We start from the raw sequence: 15,124 nt of genomic DNA, 5'->3' as shown, positions 1-15,124 counted from the left end.
CCGGCCGCGTGCCGATGCGGTCCACCGCCGCCGAAGCCACGGCCACGCCGAGCGCGATGCCGAGGAACATGGTGGAGGCGAACAGGCTCACCGCGGTGCCGCGCAGCGCGGGCACCATCTGCGTGGCATGGGTCTGCAGCGTGCCGTGCAGCGCGTAGAAGCCCAGGCCCGCCACCAGGCAGGCCGGCAGCGCCAGCACCCAGTGCTGGCCGAGTGCGAGCGCCAGCCAGCCCAGGCCCAGCGCGATGCCGCCGCCCAGCACCAGCCCGCCTTCGCCGAACACCGCCAGCAGCCGGCGCGCCGCGAAGGCATAGAAGAAGCCGCCCACGCCATAGAGCGCCACCACGCCCGCCGCGCTCGAGAGCCCGAGGCCGTATTCGCGCACCAGGAAGGCCGGCAGGAAGGCCAGGCCCGAGAAGGCGAAGGCGCCCTCGGCCATCACCACCAGCAGCATCCAGCGCGCCCAGGGCTCGGCCAGCACGCGCAGGATGTCGCGCAGGTGCCCGTGGCCGTGACCGGAGGGCGCGCGCACCGGCTCGGCGCGCACCTCGCGGTTCAGGCTGATCGCGAGGCCGCCGACGCAGAACACCACGGCCAGCAGTGCGAACACCGCGCGCCAGCCCAGCCATTCGGTGAGCACGCCCGACACCCACTGCCCGGCGATCATGCCGCCCAGCGACAGCATCAGGAAGCGCGCCAGCACCGGCTGCCGCTCGGCATAGGGCACGGTGTCGCCGACCCAGGCCAGCACCAGCGCGATGATGCCGGCCGCCGCGGCGCCGGCGAGGAAGCGCGCCACCACCAGCATCTCGAGGCTCATCGCCACCAGCGCCAGCAGGTTGCCGGCCACGCAGCCCAGCGCCGCGAAGCCGATGGTGCGGCGCTTGCCGAAGCGGTCGCCGAGCGGGCCGAACAGCAGCTGCAGCAGCCCATAGGCCACCGCGTAGACCGACACCGTGAGCGCCGCGCGGCCGGTGGTGACGCCGAAGCTCTGCGCCAGCGCGGGCAGCATCGGGTCGCAGACGCGCATCATCGCGCTGCTGCAGCAGTGCACCGTGGCCAACGCCGCCAGGCCACCGGGCCGCACGCGGGTCATCGGGCCTGCGCGTCCTGCTTCTCGAAACCGGGGCGGGGAATCAGCGACAGCCAGGCGGTGCTGAGGCCGCCGTCGACCAGCAGGTCCTGCCCGTTCACGTAGCCCGAGCGCGGGCTGGCCAGGAAGGCCACCACCTCGGCGATGTCCTTCGGTCCGCTGATGCGCCCGGCCGGCACGATCGCCTCGCGCTTCGCGAGCACCTCGGGCTGGGTGTAGATGCCCTCGGTGAGCGGCGTGCGCACCATCGCCGGGCTCACCACGTTGCTGCGGATGCGGTGCTCGCCGAGCTCCACCGCCAGCAGCTGCGACAGCATCTTCACGCCCGCCTTGCTGATGCTGTAGGGCCCGCTGTAGGGCTGCGGCACGCGGCCCGAGATCGAGGCCACGTGCACCATGCTGCCGCCGCCCGCGGCGATCATCTGGCGGCCGAAGGCCTGCGCGCACAGCAGGAAGCCGTCGAGGTTCACCGCCATCAGCCGGTGCCAGCGCTCGATGTCGATGTCCATCAGCGCCGCGGCGTAGATCGTGGCCGCGTTGTTCACCAGCACGTCGCAACGCCCGAGCTCGCGCTCCACCGCTGCCGCGGCGCGTTCCACGTCGGCCTTGTCGGTGATGTCGCAGCCCAGCGCGATCGCGCGTGCGCCGCTTTCCGCGATGTCGGCCGCGGCGCGCGCCGCACCCGCCTCGTCGCGGTCGAGCAGCGCCACCTTGGCGCCCACCGACGCGAGCTCGCGCGCGATCTCGATGCCGATGCCGCCGGCCGCGCCGGTGACCACGCAGACCTTGTCTTCCAGTTGCAGCCAGTTCGCGGTCATGGCGTCAGACCTGCGGGTTGGCGATGCGCAGCACCAGGCCGTCGAGCGCCGCGCTCATCACGAGCTGGCACGAGAGACGGCTCGTGGCCTGGCGCGGCGCGGCCGTGTAGTCGAGCATCTGGTCCTCGGTCGAGGCCATGGCGGGCAGTGCGTCCGCGGGGCCGTCTTCCACGAAGACATGGCAGGTGGCGCAACTGAGCGAGCCGCCGCAATCGCCGACGATCTCGTCGATGCCGTGGTCGCAGGCGGCGCGCATGAGGTTGGTGCCGACGGGAACGTCGACGTCGCGGCGGGCGCCGTCGGCGCAGATGAAGGTGGCCTTGGTCATGGCGCCACTGTCGTGTGCGGGCGTCCCGGTGTCAGTCCCCTCGGAGGGGACGGGCGCGGCGCGGCACTCCTGCGCACACTCGCGGCATGCAATCCATCGCCATCCATCGCCACGGCGGGCCCGAGGTCCTCGAAGCCCTGAACCTCGAACTGCCGCCGCCCGCGCCGCGCCAGGTGCGCGTGCGCCACACCGCCATCGGCCTCAACTTCTCCGACATCAACGTGCGCAACGGCGGCTTCTACCTCGGCCGCGGGCCGCGCTTCCCCGTCATCCTCGGCAACGAGGCCGCCGGCGTGGTGGAGGCGGTGGGTGCAGAGGTCACCGAATGGCGCGCGGGCGACCGCGTGGCCTATGCCGGCACCGGCGGCCTGTTCTTCCAGGACACCGGCGCCTATGCCGAGGCGCGCAACCTGCCGGCCGACTGCCTGGTGCGCCTGCCCGACGACATCGACGACCGCCAGGCGGCCGCCATGCTGCTCAAGGGACTGACCGCCTCGGTGGTCATCCACCGCTGCCATCGGCCACAGCCCGGCGACACCATCCTCGTGCATGCCGCCGCGAGCGGCGTCGGCAGCCTGCTCGCGCAATGGAGCCGGCACCTGGGCGCCACCGTGATCGGCACCGTCGGTTCGCAGGCCAAGGCCGAGTTCGCGCGCGCGCACGGCTGCGACCACACCATCCTCTACCGCCAGGAGGACTTCGTGGCCGCCACGAAGCAGCTCGCGCCGCAGGGCCTGGCAGCAGTGTTCGATGGCGTCGGCAAGGACACCTTCATTCCTTCCTTCGACTGCATGCGGCCTTTCGGTGCCGTGGTGAATTACGGAAATGCCTCAGGCCCCGTGCCGCCCTTCGACCTGATGCTGCTGGCGCAGAAGGGCTGCCTCGCGCTGCACCGGCCGGGCTTCGGCTTCCACGCCATCACGCCGGAGACTCGGGCCCAGGCCTGCGGAGAGCTGTTCGACCTGGTGCGCAGCGGCGCGCTGAAGGTCGAGGTGAGCCGGACCTATGCGCTGGCCGACGCGGCGCTGGCGCATGCGGATGTGGAGCAGGGGAGGACGGTGGGGTCGGTGTTGTTGATTCCGTGAAGTGATCGTCCGGGCTGAGCTTGTCGAAGCCTCGCGCAGCGCTTTGCCGCATCGACGCGGCGGTATTCTCCTTTCATGAACTACAAGGTTTCGACCGATCGAACGGTGACGTGGCAGGAGTTTGGTGCCCTGATGGAATCGGTGGGGTGGGGCTCGGGGTACGACGAAGCGGCGTTTGCCAGTACGAGCCGGGCCTATCCGTTGATTGCCCATGCACGTTCTGAAGAGGGGATGCTTCTCGGCTATGTCTCGGCGTTCAGCGATGGCGCATTCAGCACCATGCTGGGTGAACTGCTCGTGCATCCTTCGGCACGGAGCTCCGGCATCGGACGAGCCCTGCTGCGTACGGTCGAGGCCGAGTTTCCCGGCATCCCGATCTACGTGAAGGCGCTGGGCGAAGCCAAGCGGTTTTTCGAGGCATGTGGCTATCGCAGGCCCCGGACCGAGATGACGGTTTTGTTCAAGGTGCCGAACCTTCTCCGTAGGCCTAGCTAGCGGCCGCCCATTAATCACATCGGCTTGGTCGTGCGCGGTAGCTAAGCGGTCTGCAAACTTTCTGGAAGAAATTTTTCGAGGCGGCTCAACGCGCAGGTCGCGCGCGGAAAGCTATTGGCAGAGAGGCGACGGGCCGGTCCGCTAGTATGTTCACTATTCGTGGCGACAGGACGGCGCGTATGTTGGCTCGAACTGAGCTGCGTCGTCCGATACGGCCTCCCCAGGCTCGAATATTCGTCACGGCTGCTATCTGTTTCCCATAGAGGGTGCGGAAAAAATTTGTACTGGCAGGAGGTAGTTCATGCATTCATGCCAGGTTCCTGCCACTCGGCGTAGAGCATCTTCTCGACCTCAAGCATCGTGACGGCGTGGCGTTCGAGAAGTCCGGCCAGGTGCGTCTGGTCGAGCAGTTCCACCGAATTTAGCGCCGCGTTCTCATGAGCCTGGCGGTTGAAGAACTGATTCGTGATGCAGACTTTGTCGAACTCAATGGACGGGTGCCGACGCTTGTAGAACGCTTCACCGCCCACGACCTCCTTGACTGCATCCCAGTTCAACGCAGCCCCGTCGGTGCCACTCGTCTTTGCCTGCACAAGCTGGCCTTTGCCCACGGCCAAAGCGACGACGTCCACGCCGTTGTCGTTGCTGCCAGGCGTTCGATAGCAGTCGTATCCGCGCTTGGTCCACAACACGCCAGCGAGGCACTCGAAGTGCTGCCATCCCATGCGCAGCGCCATGTCGAGGCTGATACGCTCGTCGATGTCCTTGGCGTCTACTGCCGGAACGACGTCAGCTATGTTGAAATCGCCCGGGCTCACATCCCCCGACCCGTTGAGCATGTCTTCTGCGAGTCCACGCTTGTAGGCAAGCAGCAGGTCCAGTTTGACGTCGAACGTCATGAAATCGTTGGCGCAGACGACCGGGTAGTAAACGTACACGTCCTTCTTCTGCCCGATGCGGTAGGCCCGGTCTGTCGCTTGGTCCTCTTTGGCAGGGTTCCAAGTACGGGTGTAGTGGACAACGTGGTTTGCGGCCTGGATATTCACACCAAAACCCACCGCCACCGGAGACAGGATGAGGACGCTAAAGCCATTCAGGGACTGGAAGGCCTTGATGCGCTTTTGGCGGCTTGCCGTGTGGCTGGCCGATGCGCTAGTGTCCCCGTTGATGATGTCGGGCTTGAAGCCGAGCTCGGCCTCGATGTAGTGCTGCAAAAGTCGCTGGATTTCCCGGAACTCACAGAAGACGATGACCTTCTCGCCCTGCTTCTGGATGAGCTTCAGCTGCGTCAAGAGCCAGTCGAGCTTCGGCGCCTTATCCCGGTACTGTTTTATAGGCTCCGGTTTAAAGACGCTCAACCCATGCGGTCTAGGGTCCGTGCATACCAGGCGCAAATAGTGCAAGAGCCCGAGGTGGTTCTTGAACGGGGTCGAGTGGTTGGGGTCGCCACGCTTTTTGAAGCTTTCGATCGCCTTGGCGTACAGGTTGCGCTGTGCGTTCGACAGGGGCAACTTGCGGCAGGCCTCCACTACGATTTTCTTCGGCAGGTCCGTGACGACCTCCGCCTTCATACGTCGCAGGATTTGGGGAGCAATGCGCGCACGCAGTTCCTCCACTCGGGCCTTCTCTTCGTCGGTCTTCGCCTCAATAGGCTTCCGGTATCTTTGCCCGAAGTCGTTCAGCGCTCCGAGTAGGCCTGGCTGTATGTAGTCGAAGAGACACCACATGTCGGCCAAGGTGTTCTCGACCGGCGTGCCCGTGCAGGCAATCTTGAAGGCGACGTTCTGCTTCTTGGCGGCACGTGTGACCATGGCCGCGGGGTTCTTGATGCGCTGTGCTTCGTCGCAGACCATCAGCGACCACTTTTGGGCGGCAAAGGAAAACTCGAGATCCCGTAGCGTTTCGTAGGTGGTGAGGACCAGCTTGGCTTTGCCCACCCAGTTCGGGCGGAGGAACTTGACTAGGCCGTCGTCGGCCTGCAAACGCTGGTCAACTTGGGCTCGAGGCACGCGCAGTGTCGAAAGCTTCTCGCCGTACGCAGTAAGCAGCGGGAGCGCTCCTTCCTGGAAGAACTTGTTCGCCTCGTCCGCCCAGTTTTCGAGCAACGAGACCGGCGCCACCACCAGCATCGGTTCGATGTTCGGGTTGCACTCGATGAGGTATGCCATCAAGGCCAATAGTTGGAAGGTTTTTCCAAGTCCCATATCGTCGCCGAGCACGGCGCCGCGAACCTGGTAGTCGGTCTGCAGGCTGTAGAGGTGTTGCATCCACGCCAGGCCGGCGCGCTGGTGCGGCATCAGCGAGAACTCTGGGCGGATGCCCTTTGGCATCCTCGGCTCCGTCGGCACGGACTCAAGAGCCTCGCGCCGAAGCTCTTCGTACTCCAGCGATTGGATGTTGGCCCGCAGAACAAGCTGCTTCTTCGACCCGACCGTAGCGTTCTTCGCCGGCTTGTGTTGCTTGGCAGGGTCGAAGCTGCCGGTCTCGAGATCGGCGAAGACTTTCTTGAACGTTTCGATGATGACTACGGCCTCGTCGACTGTTACCGACTGAGGCAGTCCAGACACATCCACAGTGGTCTCACCGGCAGCCTGTGCAGCCTTGACCGACTTCTTAAGCTGCTCGATAGCCGCCTGGCTGGTGGGTACGGCGATAGGCTCCGCTGCCCCGGCAGGCTGGTAGACCACCACTGGCAAGACGTTCTCGGGGAACCATCCCTCATCTTCATTCTTCTTGGCGATGTAGGGCGAGTGGTACGGCTTCTCGACTCCGATGCCTTCAATCCGAGAGCTATAGCCACTCAGGTCATGAACCTGCGCATAGGAGACAAGGGTTGGGGGTGCAAGCCTCCGCTCAAGAGCCGCCCTGAGCTCGTCATGGTGGCGTTGCGCGTCGCCCTGCATCTCGAGGTCATAGCCTTGCCAAGCGACGAGCTGGTAGTTGAGGGCAAGCGCCTTGTGCAGAGCACGAATGAAGGAGCTGAGCGCTGTGTCGTCAAGCCATTGCGTTTCCGACGTCGAAAGGCCAGCAGAACTTGCCGTCTCTATGAGCAGACCAACGCGTAGAGGGTAGCCAGAGGCATCGCGTTCGTAGGTGGGCGTGAACCTCTCGTAGGAGAGTCCGGCATCCTCGCGTGCCTTCTCGAACTGCGACTCGACGATGACGTCAACAGCGTCGTCACCAAGGGTGGCGTACGGGTTCAGCAGAAACGCCTGTGCACGCGTGCCGGCGACTCGCCGGGCCTCCAGGCGTTTGATTTCCTGCAGGACAGTGCGGACCTTCGGCGTGACTAGAACCTGGACGATGCCCTCCATGGTGACGATGTCGTAGCGGTCCTTGACCTCGCGGCTGCGGTCGAATGCCTCTAGCCAATCGGCGGGAGCGCCCTCGAAACCAGGTTCGATTTCGACTACATGGTCGTCGCCGACATTGGCCGAACGGCGCAAGCCAATCTCGAGCTTCTCCGGCGTCAGGACGACAGAGCGGTAGAGAAAATCATCCAGACGGGCACCTGCATCCAAGGCGAGCTTCCGTATCCGGCCCCACGCTTGGCGGTGCGCCAAGTCGTTGTGCTCTTCGGCCGGTCGCCGAGCGAAGCTGACGACCTCCTTGAAGAGCTTCCAGTGCTCGGGGCGCATCAGCTCCGCATGGTCGTCGCGGGTCATGAGTGGACCCATGAGCTCCCAGTCGAACGCGGCTCCGTCTTCACTGTGCCAGCCAGAGATGGCGACTGAAAAATCCTCGTCGGTGAGCGAGTTGGTGCTCCGGAGAGATGGCTTGGCCTCAGTCGCGCGCGGAAGCGAAAGCACTTCCGGGAGCGAGGCATACGCTGGTTGCGACGTTGCCGAGAAGAGCGCGTCCCAGCCCAGCACATAGCCGTCTGGCGTCTCAATGGCTAAGCCATCGTCGGACAGCTGCGTCAGAAAGCCACCGACCATGGAGTCCAGAAGCGGCACGCCGCCTTGCCCAGCTCCGCGCGACAAGACCACCCCCGCCGGCGACCAGCGTCGTCGCCAGTCCGCATCTGTGCCAACACCACTCTTCTTAAAAAAATGGAACATTTCTCTCCCTTACTTCCACCAGCCCTTGCCAGGCTTATGTTGAAAGCCCCATTGGGTAAGCATTCTTGTGATGGGTTCGTAGGTCGCGTCCGTACGCACCCAAAGGCTTCCGCCTTGAGGCGTCTTGTCTTCAACCTGCAGGCCTTGCCGGCTTGCGAACTTGTCAAGCGCCGACCGCGTGTACTGCTGCGAAAGATCGGCAGCCGCGCTGTACGCGACACTGCGTTCTCGGTCCTCCAGTACGCGCGAGGTGGGTGGAAAAGCACGCGCAGGCACCGGCACTCTGGTGACGCGTGACGCGACCGCGCCGGGTTCGACGTCGAACTCCTTGCGCAGCGTCGCCTCGAACATGTGCTCCCACTTGTCCCAGTTGTGGATGCCATCTTGGTGGCTCATCTTCAGGATGTGCGCATCATGTTTCAAGGAATTCCGAGCATTCACAGCCAGGCGAAGCGGCTTGGCCGTGTCGAACAGGCGAGGTGCGCGGGAGTCATACCCGTAGAAGGCGTTGCCCATGCTGCCGAACTCGACTGCGACAAGATTGCCGATGTTCATGATGAACGCGTTGTTATTGCCTGACGTGTCGAGGTATCGAATGAGCCCCTTCATCTTCTCGCGCAGCACGACGAAGTCAGGGTCATCGTCGTTGCGGGCCGTCGAGCCAAGCGCGAACTCGATGTGCGATATTGACTTGACGTATCTCTTCCAGAATTCCATGCGTCGACGGTCACCGACTCCGTCCTGAGCAAGCTTGGTGAAAAATGTTTCGATGAATTCCAGCTTTAGCCAGTCCGCGACCATCGCCCGCGCTTCTGGGACAACACCGCCCCAGCGAGTTTCGTTCGACGGGAGCCATGGGTTGCCCCACCAAAGCACGGACGAGTCCCGAAGCCCCTGGTGAAGATGTGTGCCCGGCACTTTCACGTAGCGGTCGAGCAGCATGATTAGGCCGCGGTCCCTCAGCACATCGTTGTTGGCAAGGAGTTCAAGCAGCCGCGGCACGAGAGCTTGGAACTGTGCGTTGCCGAGCTGCGTGGCGCCTCGGATTTGCGCGAGAACCAGTTCTCGCAGGAACCAGGAGGCCTTGGCGATACCGAGTTCTTCGCAGAGACGGTCGATTGCACCGACATCTCCCTTCAAAAGGCCATCGACGTACGGGTCGCAAGGCCGTTCGCCGAACAGCTGCTGATTGCCGATGGCAGTCGCAACCCAGTCGGGATTGGCCTGCTTGTCGCGGATGAGGCCATTCTTGTCGCGAAGGTAGTCCCGCAGCATCTTCCAGTTATGTCGCGCTGCCTGAGGAGCCGACTCGCCCAGTGCATCGTAGGTGAAGTAGCTCTTTACCAAGCCTTGATAGCAGCGACGGAACGCACTCGGGCGCACCGACCAGCCGTCTACGCCGTCCAGAACCGCTTGGAAGCGAGGCCGGTCTTCAAGCACGCAGGGGCCGCTTGGCCGGTGCGGCAGACACAGGCCCCAAGACAGCAGGTATGCGTCACGGAACGATGTAACTTCCTGGTTTTGCCAGAAGCGCCGAACCGCTTCCAGTTGCAGGTCCTCGGAGAGCGCCCGGCCCCTGTTTCCTTTGGCGTACTCCTGCATCCGCGTCAGCAAGGTGTCGATGTTCGACGACACAGCCATCGCCCGTGCGCCTTCCTCGGTGCCGGGGCGCAGCAGTGATGCGAGGTGGTCAAGCGGGTTCATCGCAGAGCACACTCGCCAAAGTTTCCCGATAAGGGCATCGCCGAAGCTCGGTGCTCGCCCATGCCGAGGAACTCCATGCGCATCTCGACGCGCCGACTTTCTTCGTCGGTGTCCTTGGCGGCGTTGAACGAATACCCGCCGACCAGGAACAGGCTTCGGACGTCTTCCTTCTGCTGGTCCGAGAGCAAGTTGGCGCCACCCATGGCGAACATCGTGCACAGGACACGCTGGCTACGCTGGAGACTGAGATTCAGGTTGCTCAGGTAGGAGCCGGTCTTGTCGGTGTAGCCCTCGACGACCACGCGCTTCAGTACCTTCTTTCCCAGGTCGTCGTTCGCCAGCGTGAGAATCTCCGGGACGAACTGCCGCAGCACGCTTTCCTGGTCAGCTGCGAGATTGGACTTGCCGAAGGCGAATCGGGCGCGGTCGCCGAAGTCGATGACGCGCCGCTCCTTGTCGACCTTGATGCCGTCGTACCGCTTGGCAGCTTCGGTGAAGCGCTCAAGGATGAGTTCGATGTCTTTGCGGTGCTGCTCTTCTGCTTTCTCGCGCTCGGTGACGTTCTTCGTGACCGCAAGCAGAGCCACGCCCATCACCACGAGGAACAGCACCATGAGCGCGGTCATGAGGTCAGCGAACGAGATCCAGAACGGCTTCTCAGCCTCGTCTCGGCCTCCGCGCTTGAGAACTATCTTGGCGCCAATCATTGGTTATACCCGCGCCGGTTTCATGTTGCCCATGGCTGCGAGCGTCACCTCAAGCTCCTGCACGCCGGACGACAGCAGGCCCACGGCACCGCTCAACTTGTTGTGGAACTCAGTGTTGGCCTTCTCGAGGGTTCGCTTCACCTCGGTGGCGAACGTCGTGTGCGCCTCGCCGAGCACACGGCTCACGCCAGCCAAGTAGTCGTCAGCTTGCTTCTGCGCCGCGCCCAGCCGGGTTGCAGAGCTCTCGATGCGAGCGAGGACGTCGCCGGTGAGGGATGCTTCCTTGCGAGCAAGCTCCACCGTTGCACGCAGCTCGGAGACCAGCTGACCAATGGCGTCCCGCTGCGTTTTGTAGTCGCGAAGAAGCTCTTGAAGCGCAACTGAGCCCGATGTCAAGGCGCCAGATGTCTCGGACAGCTTTGCCGTCACGTCGGCCGCCTGCCCCATAACGCTGGTGACTCGTTCGCCGGCAGCCGCGAAGTTGCGGGACGCCGTACCAAGTTGCTCTGCGCCCGCGTTCATCTTGTCGACGGAGGAACTGGTGGTCCGGGTAAGCACCGCGACGTTCTGGGCCATCTGCGCGGAAGCGGTGCTCATCTCTTTGATGGCCGCCTCGACGGATTCAGACATGCTGCTAACAGCGCTCTTCGCCCGGTCCGTCATTGACTGCTCGCGTGAGCGATTGCCCTCGAAGACCTGCGCCTGCGACTCGCTGAGCGTGGCCAGCATGCCGGCGATCTGGGTGCCGATGGTCTCCAAAGTGGCCTGCAGCTTGGTGTTTGTCTCGGATTGCGACGATGCGACCAACTGGCGGATTTGTTCGACGAACGCGGTCGATTGCGCATTCATCGCCTCCTGCCGGGCTTCCATCTTTTCGATGGCTTGTGCCATCCGCTCAGCCATCGCGTCAGTGGAGCGGCGGCTCGACTCTTCGATGTTGGAGACGAGTGTTTGCAGGGTTCCCACGGCCTCCTGAATGCTCTTCGCCGTCTGCTGATTGAGGTCGCTGAGTCCGGAAATCTGTCCGCCGAACAGGTCGTTCAAGCGCTGGCTGAAACTGGCCATGACGTCTTGCAGCATCCGGGCGGCGTTGGCGCTCTGGTCGCCGCTGGCCGACTTCACGGTGTTGGCGATGTCCTGCAGCGGACCCTGCAAGCTCTGCTGGATGCTCTCGGCGATGGTGACGCCCAGCGCTTGGTTGTCCTGTCGGGTCGCTTCTACTTGCTCTTTGGAGGTCTGAGTGAGGCGCTCGGAAAGGAAAAGCTGCGACTCCTTCGCGGAGGTGATTTGTGCGGTGGTGAGTTCACGAAGCAGTTCGCCCAACTCCTTGACCAAAGCGTCCTTCAGGATTTTCGACTGGCTTGCCGAGTCCTCCGAAGCCCGCACCAAGCGCGACAGATACTCCTCGCCTGCGCCCGAATCGAAGCGGGCGTCGATTGAGTGCGCAATCTCTTCCGTGCGACGGTACAGGGATGCCAACAACAGCTTCTCGACAAACGTGACGACCATGGCCGCTGCGATGGCCGCTGCCGAAATTAGAAAAGCTTCGCCCACCGAGTGCATCAGCGACTCAAGGCTGGCTCGAACCGTGGCCGCGTTCTCACTCACCTGGAAGACGCGCAGACCCTCGATGAGGCCGCTGAATGTGCCAATGATGCCAATGCCAGTGAACAGGCCAGGCAGATGCTTGAAAAATTCCGTGCGTAGTCGGCTGTCGACAACAAACTGGCTGTTGAAGTAAAGCTCAGACGGAACGGTCGCGCGAATGGCAACAGTCGTGAGCTGGCCGTCACGCTCTTCGCGTTGAATATGGAGAGAGTCCTGATACTCCTTCCAGAGGTGCGAGAGGCGCTTGTCCTTAGCGAAGACTTTCTTGAACTCGGAGGCGAAGTTCTTCGACCCAAATTTCTCGATGCGCCGCTGTATTGACGACAGTCGAAGCCAGTGCAGTACGCCTGGCGCGAGGAAGACGAGGAAAAAAATGAGGATTAGCACGGCGAGCACGCCGCCGGTGGCAAGGACCGGAGTCGGAGTAGCCGTCAGGAGGGATTGGTAGTTCACTTGGAGAGCCCCCCCACCAGTGCCTTTTTCTCGGTTCCTCCCACACACGCTGGCTCGAGCCCGTGTACTTCGCAGTACGCGAAGAGCAGTGTTTCGAGCATACTGGTCTGCGACCGTCGCTCACGGGCAGCCGCCGATTCCAGCAGACGCTTGAAGCGGGGCGACACACGAAAGCTCACGGAGACGTTTTTTCCCTCGGACATAGCAACTCTTTTCTTGTATAGAGCTATACCATACATGTATACAAACGTTTCAGAAAGGTAGATTCTTCATGAATCGCCCTTCGGCGCTTAAGGAGAAACCCGAGCCCCGGGGCAGTCCAAGCATTGCAGTTCGAGGCAACACAGGACGCGGCCCCTTGTTTGCGGACGATGAGTTGACTTGACTGGCCGCCTCGGACTACATAGAAGGACACATGCTTCCTTCGCCGGTTGCGCATTTCTTCGACGCGCCAAACCGTTTGATGGCCGATCGTCGACAAGACAAGGGAAACAGACGTGCCGAAGAAATTCTTCAACCTGCGCTTCGACAGCGAATCTCCGCAGGACTCCGTGGGCGGTGCCTATCTGGCGCCCGAGGGCAAGGGCCTGCCGTGTTGCACCCGGTGCGACCGGCAGATGATTCCCTTCCTTCAGTTCACGCTGCCTCGTGCGGCCGAGCTGCCGTTTGTCGACGGAAGCCGGCTGTCGGTGCTGATGTGCCCCGAGCACAACGAGATCCCGAGCTTCGAGTCCTTCGAGGCGTTGCCGCCGGCCTACTGGGACCAGGGCGAAGGCCACTGGTTCGCATCGCTCGAGAAGCCGCGGGCCATGCATCGCGTGCCCAGTCCCCCCGTTCTACAGACCGCCGAACTCGTGATGGTCGATGCGCCCGCCGACGAGTACTACCGCATCGCGGTGGGTGGCGAGCCCGAGTGGGTGCAGGACGAAGAACGCTTCACTTGCTCCTGCGGCTCGGCGATGGAATTCGTGTGCCAGGTCAGCGACAGCTTCCAGTTTCTCAAGCTGCCCGATGCCCCCGAGCAGCCCGACGGTTCTTCGGCCCGAGGCTATGTGCTCTTTCTGGGCAACGAGGTCTACGTGTTCGCATGCGCGCGGCAATGCGATCCGCGGGCCGTGTGGGTCACGGTGCAGAACTGAGCGCGCCCTCTCTGCGCTTGCGCGCAGCCGTGGCGTCTGCCTAGCCCCCCGAGCGCCGTCGTCCTACCTGCTCGGCACCCCTGTTTTCCTAGAGTGCATTCACTGCAGTCGCACAGGGCGGCTCGGTGACAAAGACACTCAACCAGACAGGGGCCTTCTCATGAAAAAACATCTTCTCGTTCTCGCCATCGCATCGAGCTTCTTCGCCATGGGCGCAGCCAACGCGGCCGACGGCATGACCAAGGACCAGTACAAGGTCGCCAAGGAAAAGATCGAGGCCGACTACAAGGTCGCCAAGGCCCAGTGCGACACGATGAAGGACAACGCCAAGGACGTCTGCGAGAAGCAGGCCAAGGGCACGGAGAACGTGGCCAAGGCCGAACTCGAACAGCAATACAAGCCCACCGCCGGCCACGCCAAGAAGGTCGCCGAAGAGAAGGCCACGGCCACCTACGAAGTCGCCAAGGAAAAGTGCGATGACCAGTCGGGCGACGCCAAGAGCGCTTGCGTGAACCAGGCCAAGGCCGATCACGACAAGGCCAAGGCCGACATCAAGGCCATGAAGGGCTGAGAAAGCCCATGAAGGTGCCCGCGCGAGCGGGCGCCTTGCAGTGGCCGCAGTCGCTCGCAGCCGCTGCAGGCCTAGCGTTCGCCGGGCCAGATATCCCGCATCCGCTCGGCTTCCTGCGCGAATTGCTCGGCCAGGAAGTCCAGCAGCGCCCGCACCCGCGGGACCATGTACTGCGTGGCATGCCGTATCGCGTACACACCCGGTTCCTTCGCCACGTAGTCCGGTAGCAGGATCCGAAGCCGGCCGCACCGCACATCCTCGGCCGCGTCCCAGATCGTCTTGCGCGCGATGCCTCGTCCCGCCAGCGTCCAGGCGCGCACGAGTCCTCCATCGTTCGTTTCCCATGCATCGGCCATCGGCACCGTGTACTGCCAGGTCTCGCCGCCTCGCGCGAAGTGGAATTCATTGAGCGGCCCGGCCGCGGTCACCAGCACGATGAAGCGATGGCCCGCGAGCGCCTCGGGTGTGCGTGGCGTGCCGTGGCGCTCCAGGTAGTCGGGCGAGGCGCAGAGCACCCGGCAATTGGGTGCCAGCCGCCGTGCGACCAGGGCGCTGCTCTCGGTCTGCCCGAAACGAATCGCGAGGTCGACGTTGTCCTGGTGGAGGTTCGACACCGAGTCGGTCAGTGTCAATGCCACCCGGACGCCGGGGTGAAGGCTCGCGAACATGTCCAGCCAGCGATCGAGCACCTGCCGCCCGAAGTCGGTGGAGGCCGAGATCCTGACCTTGCCCTGCACCATGCCCTGCCCCTCGCGCAGCAGGGCTTCCACCTCATGGATGCTCTGCAGCGCGACCTCGCAGTGCGCCAGATAGAGCCGGCCTTCCTCGGTCAGCCGCAGGTGCCGGGTCGTGCGGTCGAGCAGCTTCGCGCGCAAGGCCGTCTCCAGCTTCTTCAGCCGGGCGCTCGCCGCCGCGGGTGACAAGCCCAGCTTGCGCCCGGCGGCGGAGAGGCTGCCCGTCGAGGCCGTCTCCGCGAACAGGCGCATGTCGCCCCATCGATCGGTTGCCATCTTTCACTTGGATTTGAAGTTCATTCAATTTTCCGCCCAATTCTCAAAGTTG

At 63.5% G+C, this 15,124-nt stretch carries 12 protein-coding genes; 4 read left to right on the top strand and 8 right to left on the bottom strand.

The features are described 5' to 3' along the window. The 3 genes from AC27VN_RS02460 to AC27VN_RS02450 form a co-directional block, all read right to left on the bottom strand. Positions 1–1,096, bottom strand: a 1,096-nt coding sequence (locus AC27VN_RS02460) for an MFS transporter (protein WP_490875519.1), incomplete at its 3' end; no start/stop codon positions are given. Next, a complete protein-coding gene (locus AC27VN_RS02455) occupies positions 1,093–1,911 on the bottom strand; it encodes an SDR family NAD(P)-dependent oxidoreductase (protein ID WP_395346642.1) in 819 nt (272 codons plus the stop codon). The genes AC27VN_RS02460 and AC27VN_RS02455, both read right to left, overlap by 4 nt. Positions 1,912–1,915: 4 nt before the next feature. Continuing rightward, on the bottom strand, positions 1,916–2,239 hold the full coding sequence (locus tag AC27VN_RS02450; RefSeq protein ID WP_057594183.1) for a 2Fe-2S iron-sulfur cluster-binding protein: 324 nt from the start codon (positions 2,237–2,239) through the stop codon (positions 1,916–1,918). An 86-nt stretch (positions 2,240–2,325) separates the two neighbouring features. On the opposite strand from AC27VN_RS02450, the gene AC27VN_RS02445 reads away from it, so the two are divergent. Together AC27VN_RS02445 and AC27VN_RS02440 are read left to right on the top strand one after the other, a co-directional pair. Continuing rightward, complete coding sequence (locus AC27VN_RS02445) at positions 2,326–3,324, top strand: quinone oxidoreductase family protein (RefSeq protein ID WP_490875518.1); 999 nt, start codon at positions 2,326–2,328, stop codon at positions 3,322–3,324. 75 nt (positions 3,325–3,399) lie between these two features. Further along, entirely contained in the window at positions 3,400–3,819 is a 420-nt protein-coding gene (locus AC27VN_RS02440) for a GNAT family N-acetyltransferase (protein WP_490875517.1), read from the top strand. Positions 3,820–4,118: 299 nt separating this feature from the next. Here AC27VN_RS02440 and AC27VN_RS02435 read toward each other — a convergent pair whose 3' ends face one another. Genes AC27VN_RS02435 through zorA form a run of 4 tightly spaced genes read right to left on the bottom strand, consistent with a single transcriptional unit; the run spans position 4,119 to position 12,352 of the window. Further along, positions 4,119–7,880, bottom strand: a complete 3,762-nt coding sequence (locus AC27VN_RS02435) for an SNF2-related protein (protein WP_490875516.1) — start codon at positions 7,878–7,880, stop codon at positions 4,119–4,121. A gap of 9 nt (positions 7,881–7,889) precedes the next feature. Next, on the bottom strand, positions 7,890–9,584 hold the full coding sequence (locus AC27VN_RS02430; protein ID WP_490875515.1) for an EH signature domain-containing protein: 1,695 nt from the start codon (positions 9,582–9,584) through the stop codon (positions 7,890–7,892). After that, a complete protein-coding gene (locus tag AC27VN_RS02425) occupies positions 9,581–10,291 on the bottom strand; it encodes an OmpA/MotB family protein (protein ID WP_490875514.1) in 711 nt (236 codons plus the stop codon). The genes AC27VN_RS02430 and AC27VN_RS02425 overlap by 4 nt, the downstream gene beginning before the upstream one ends. Positions 10,292–10,294: 3 nt before the next feature. Continuing rightward, complete coding sequence (zorA, locus tag AC27VN_RS02420; RefSeq protein WP_490875513.1) at positions 10,295–12,352, bottom strand: anti-phage ZorAB system protein ZorA; 2,058 nt, start codon at positions 12,350–12,352, stop codon at positions 10,295–10,297. A gap of 497 nt (positions 12,353–12,849) precedes the next feature. On the opposite strand from zorA, the gene AC27VN_RS02415 reads away from it, so the two are divergent. Then, complete coding sequence (locus AC27VN_RS02415; RefSeq protein ID WP_490875512.1) at positions 12,850–13,491, top strand: hypothetical protein; 642 nt, start codon at positions 12,850–12,852, stop codon at positions 13,489–13,491. 160 nt (positions 13,492–13,651) lie between these two features. After that, the gene (locus AC27VN_RS02410) at positions 13,652–14,062 is read left to right on the top strand and encodes a hypothetical protein (protein ID WP_057594179.1); all 411 of its coding nucleotides are present in this window, start codon (positions 13,652–13,654) and stop codon (positions 14,060–14,062) included. A gap of 71 nt (positions 14,063–14,133) precedes the next feature. Here AC27VN_RS02410 and AC27VN_RS02405 read toward each other — a convergent pair whose 3' ends face one another. Continuing rightward, a complete protein-coding gene (locus tag AC27VN_RS02405; RefSeq protein ID WP_490875511.1) occupies positions 14,134–15,072 on the bottom strand; it encodes a LysR family transcriptional regulator in 939 nt (312 codons plus the stop codon). Positions 15,073–15,124: the final 52 nt, after the last annotated feature.

Source organism: Variovorax sp. 20P10.2.4 (genome assembly GCF_058244205.1).
This window is presented reverse-complemented; position numbering and strand designations above follow the sequence as displayed.

What these genes read in the sequence shown, in the direction of transcription:
- AC27VN_RS02455 (WP_395346642.1), bottom strand. Translation starts at nt 1,911, where the DNA reads ATGACCGCGAACTGGCTGCAACTGGAAGACAAGGTCTGCGTGGTCACC.
- AC27VN_RS02450 (WP_057594183.1), bottom strand. Translation starts at nt 2,239, where the DNA reads ATGACCAAGGCCACCTTCATCTGCGCCGACGGCGCCCGCCGCGACGTC.
- AC27VN_RS02445 (WP_490875518.1), top strand. Translation starts at nt 2,326, where the DNA reads ATGCAATCCATCGCCATCCATCGCCACGGCGGGCCCGAGGTCCTCGAA.
- AC27VN_RS02440 (WP_490875517.1), top strand. Translation starts at nt 3,400, where the DNA reads ATGAACTACAAGGTTTCGACCGATCGAACGGTGACGTGGCAGGAGTTT.
- AC27VN_RS02435 (WP_490875516.1), bottom strand. Translation starts at nt 7,880, where the DNA reads ATGTTCCATTTTTTTAAGAAGAGTGGTGTTGGCACAGATGCGGACTGG.
- AC27VN_RS02430 (WP_490875515.1), bottom strand. Translation starts at nt 9,584, where the DNA reads ATGAACCCGCTTGACCACCTCGCATCACTGCTGCGCCCCGGCACCGAG.
- AC27VN_RS02425 (WP_490875514.1), bottom strand. Translation starts at nt 10,291, where the DNA reads ATGATTGGCGCCAAGATAGTTCTCAAGCGCGGAGGCCGAGACGAGGCT.
- AC27VN_RS02410 (WP_057594179.1), top strand. Translation starts at nt 13,652, where the DNA reads ATGAAAAAACATCTTCTCGTTCTCGCCATCGCATCGAGCTTCTTCGCC.
- AC27VN_RS02405 (WP_490875511.1), bottom strand. Translation starts at nt 15,072, where the DNA reads ATGGCAACCGATCGATGGGGCGACATGCGCCTGTTCGCGGAGACGGCC.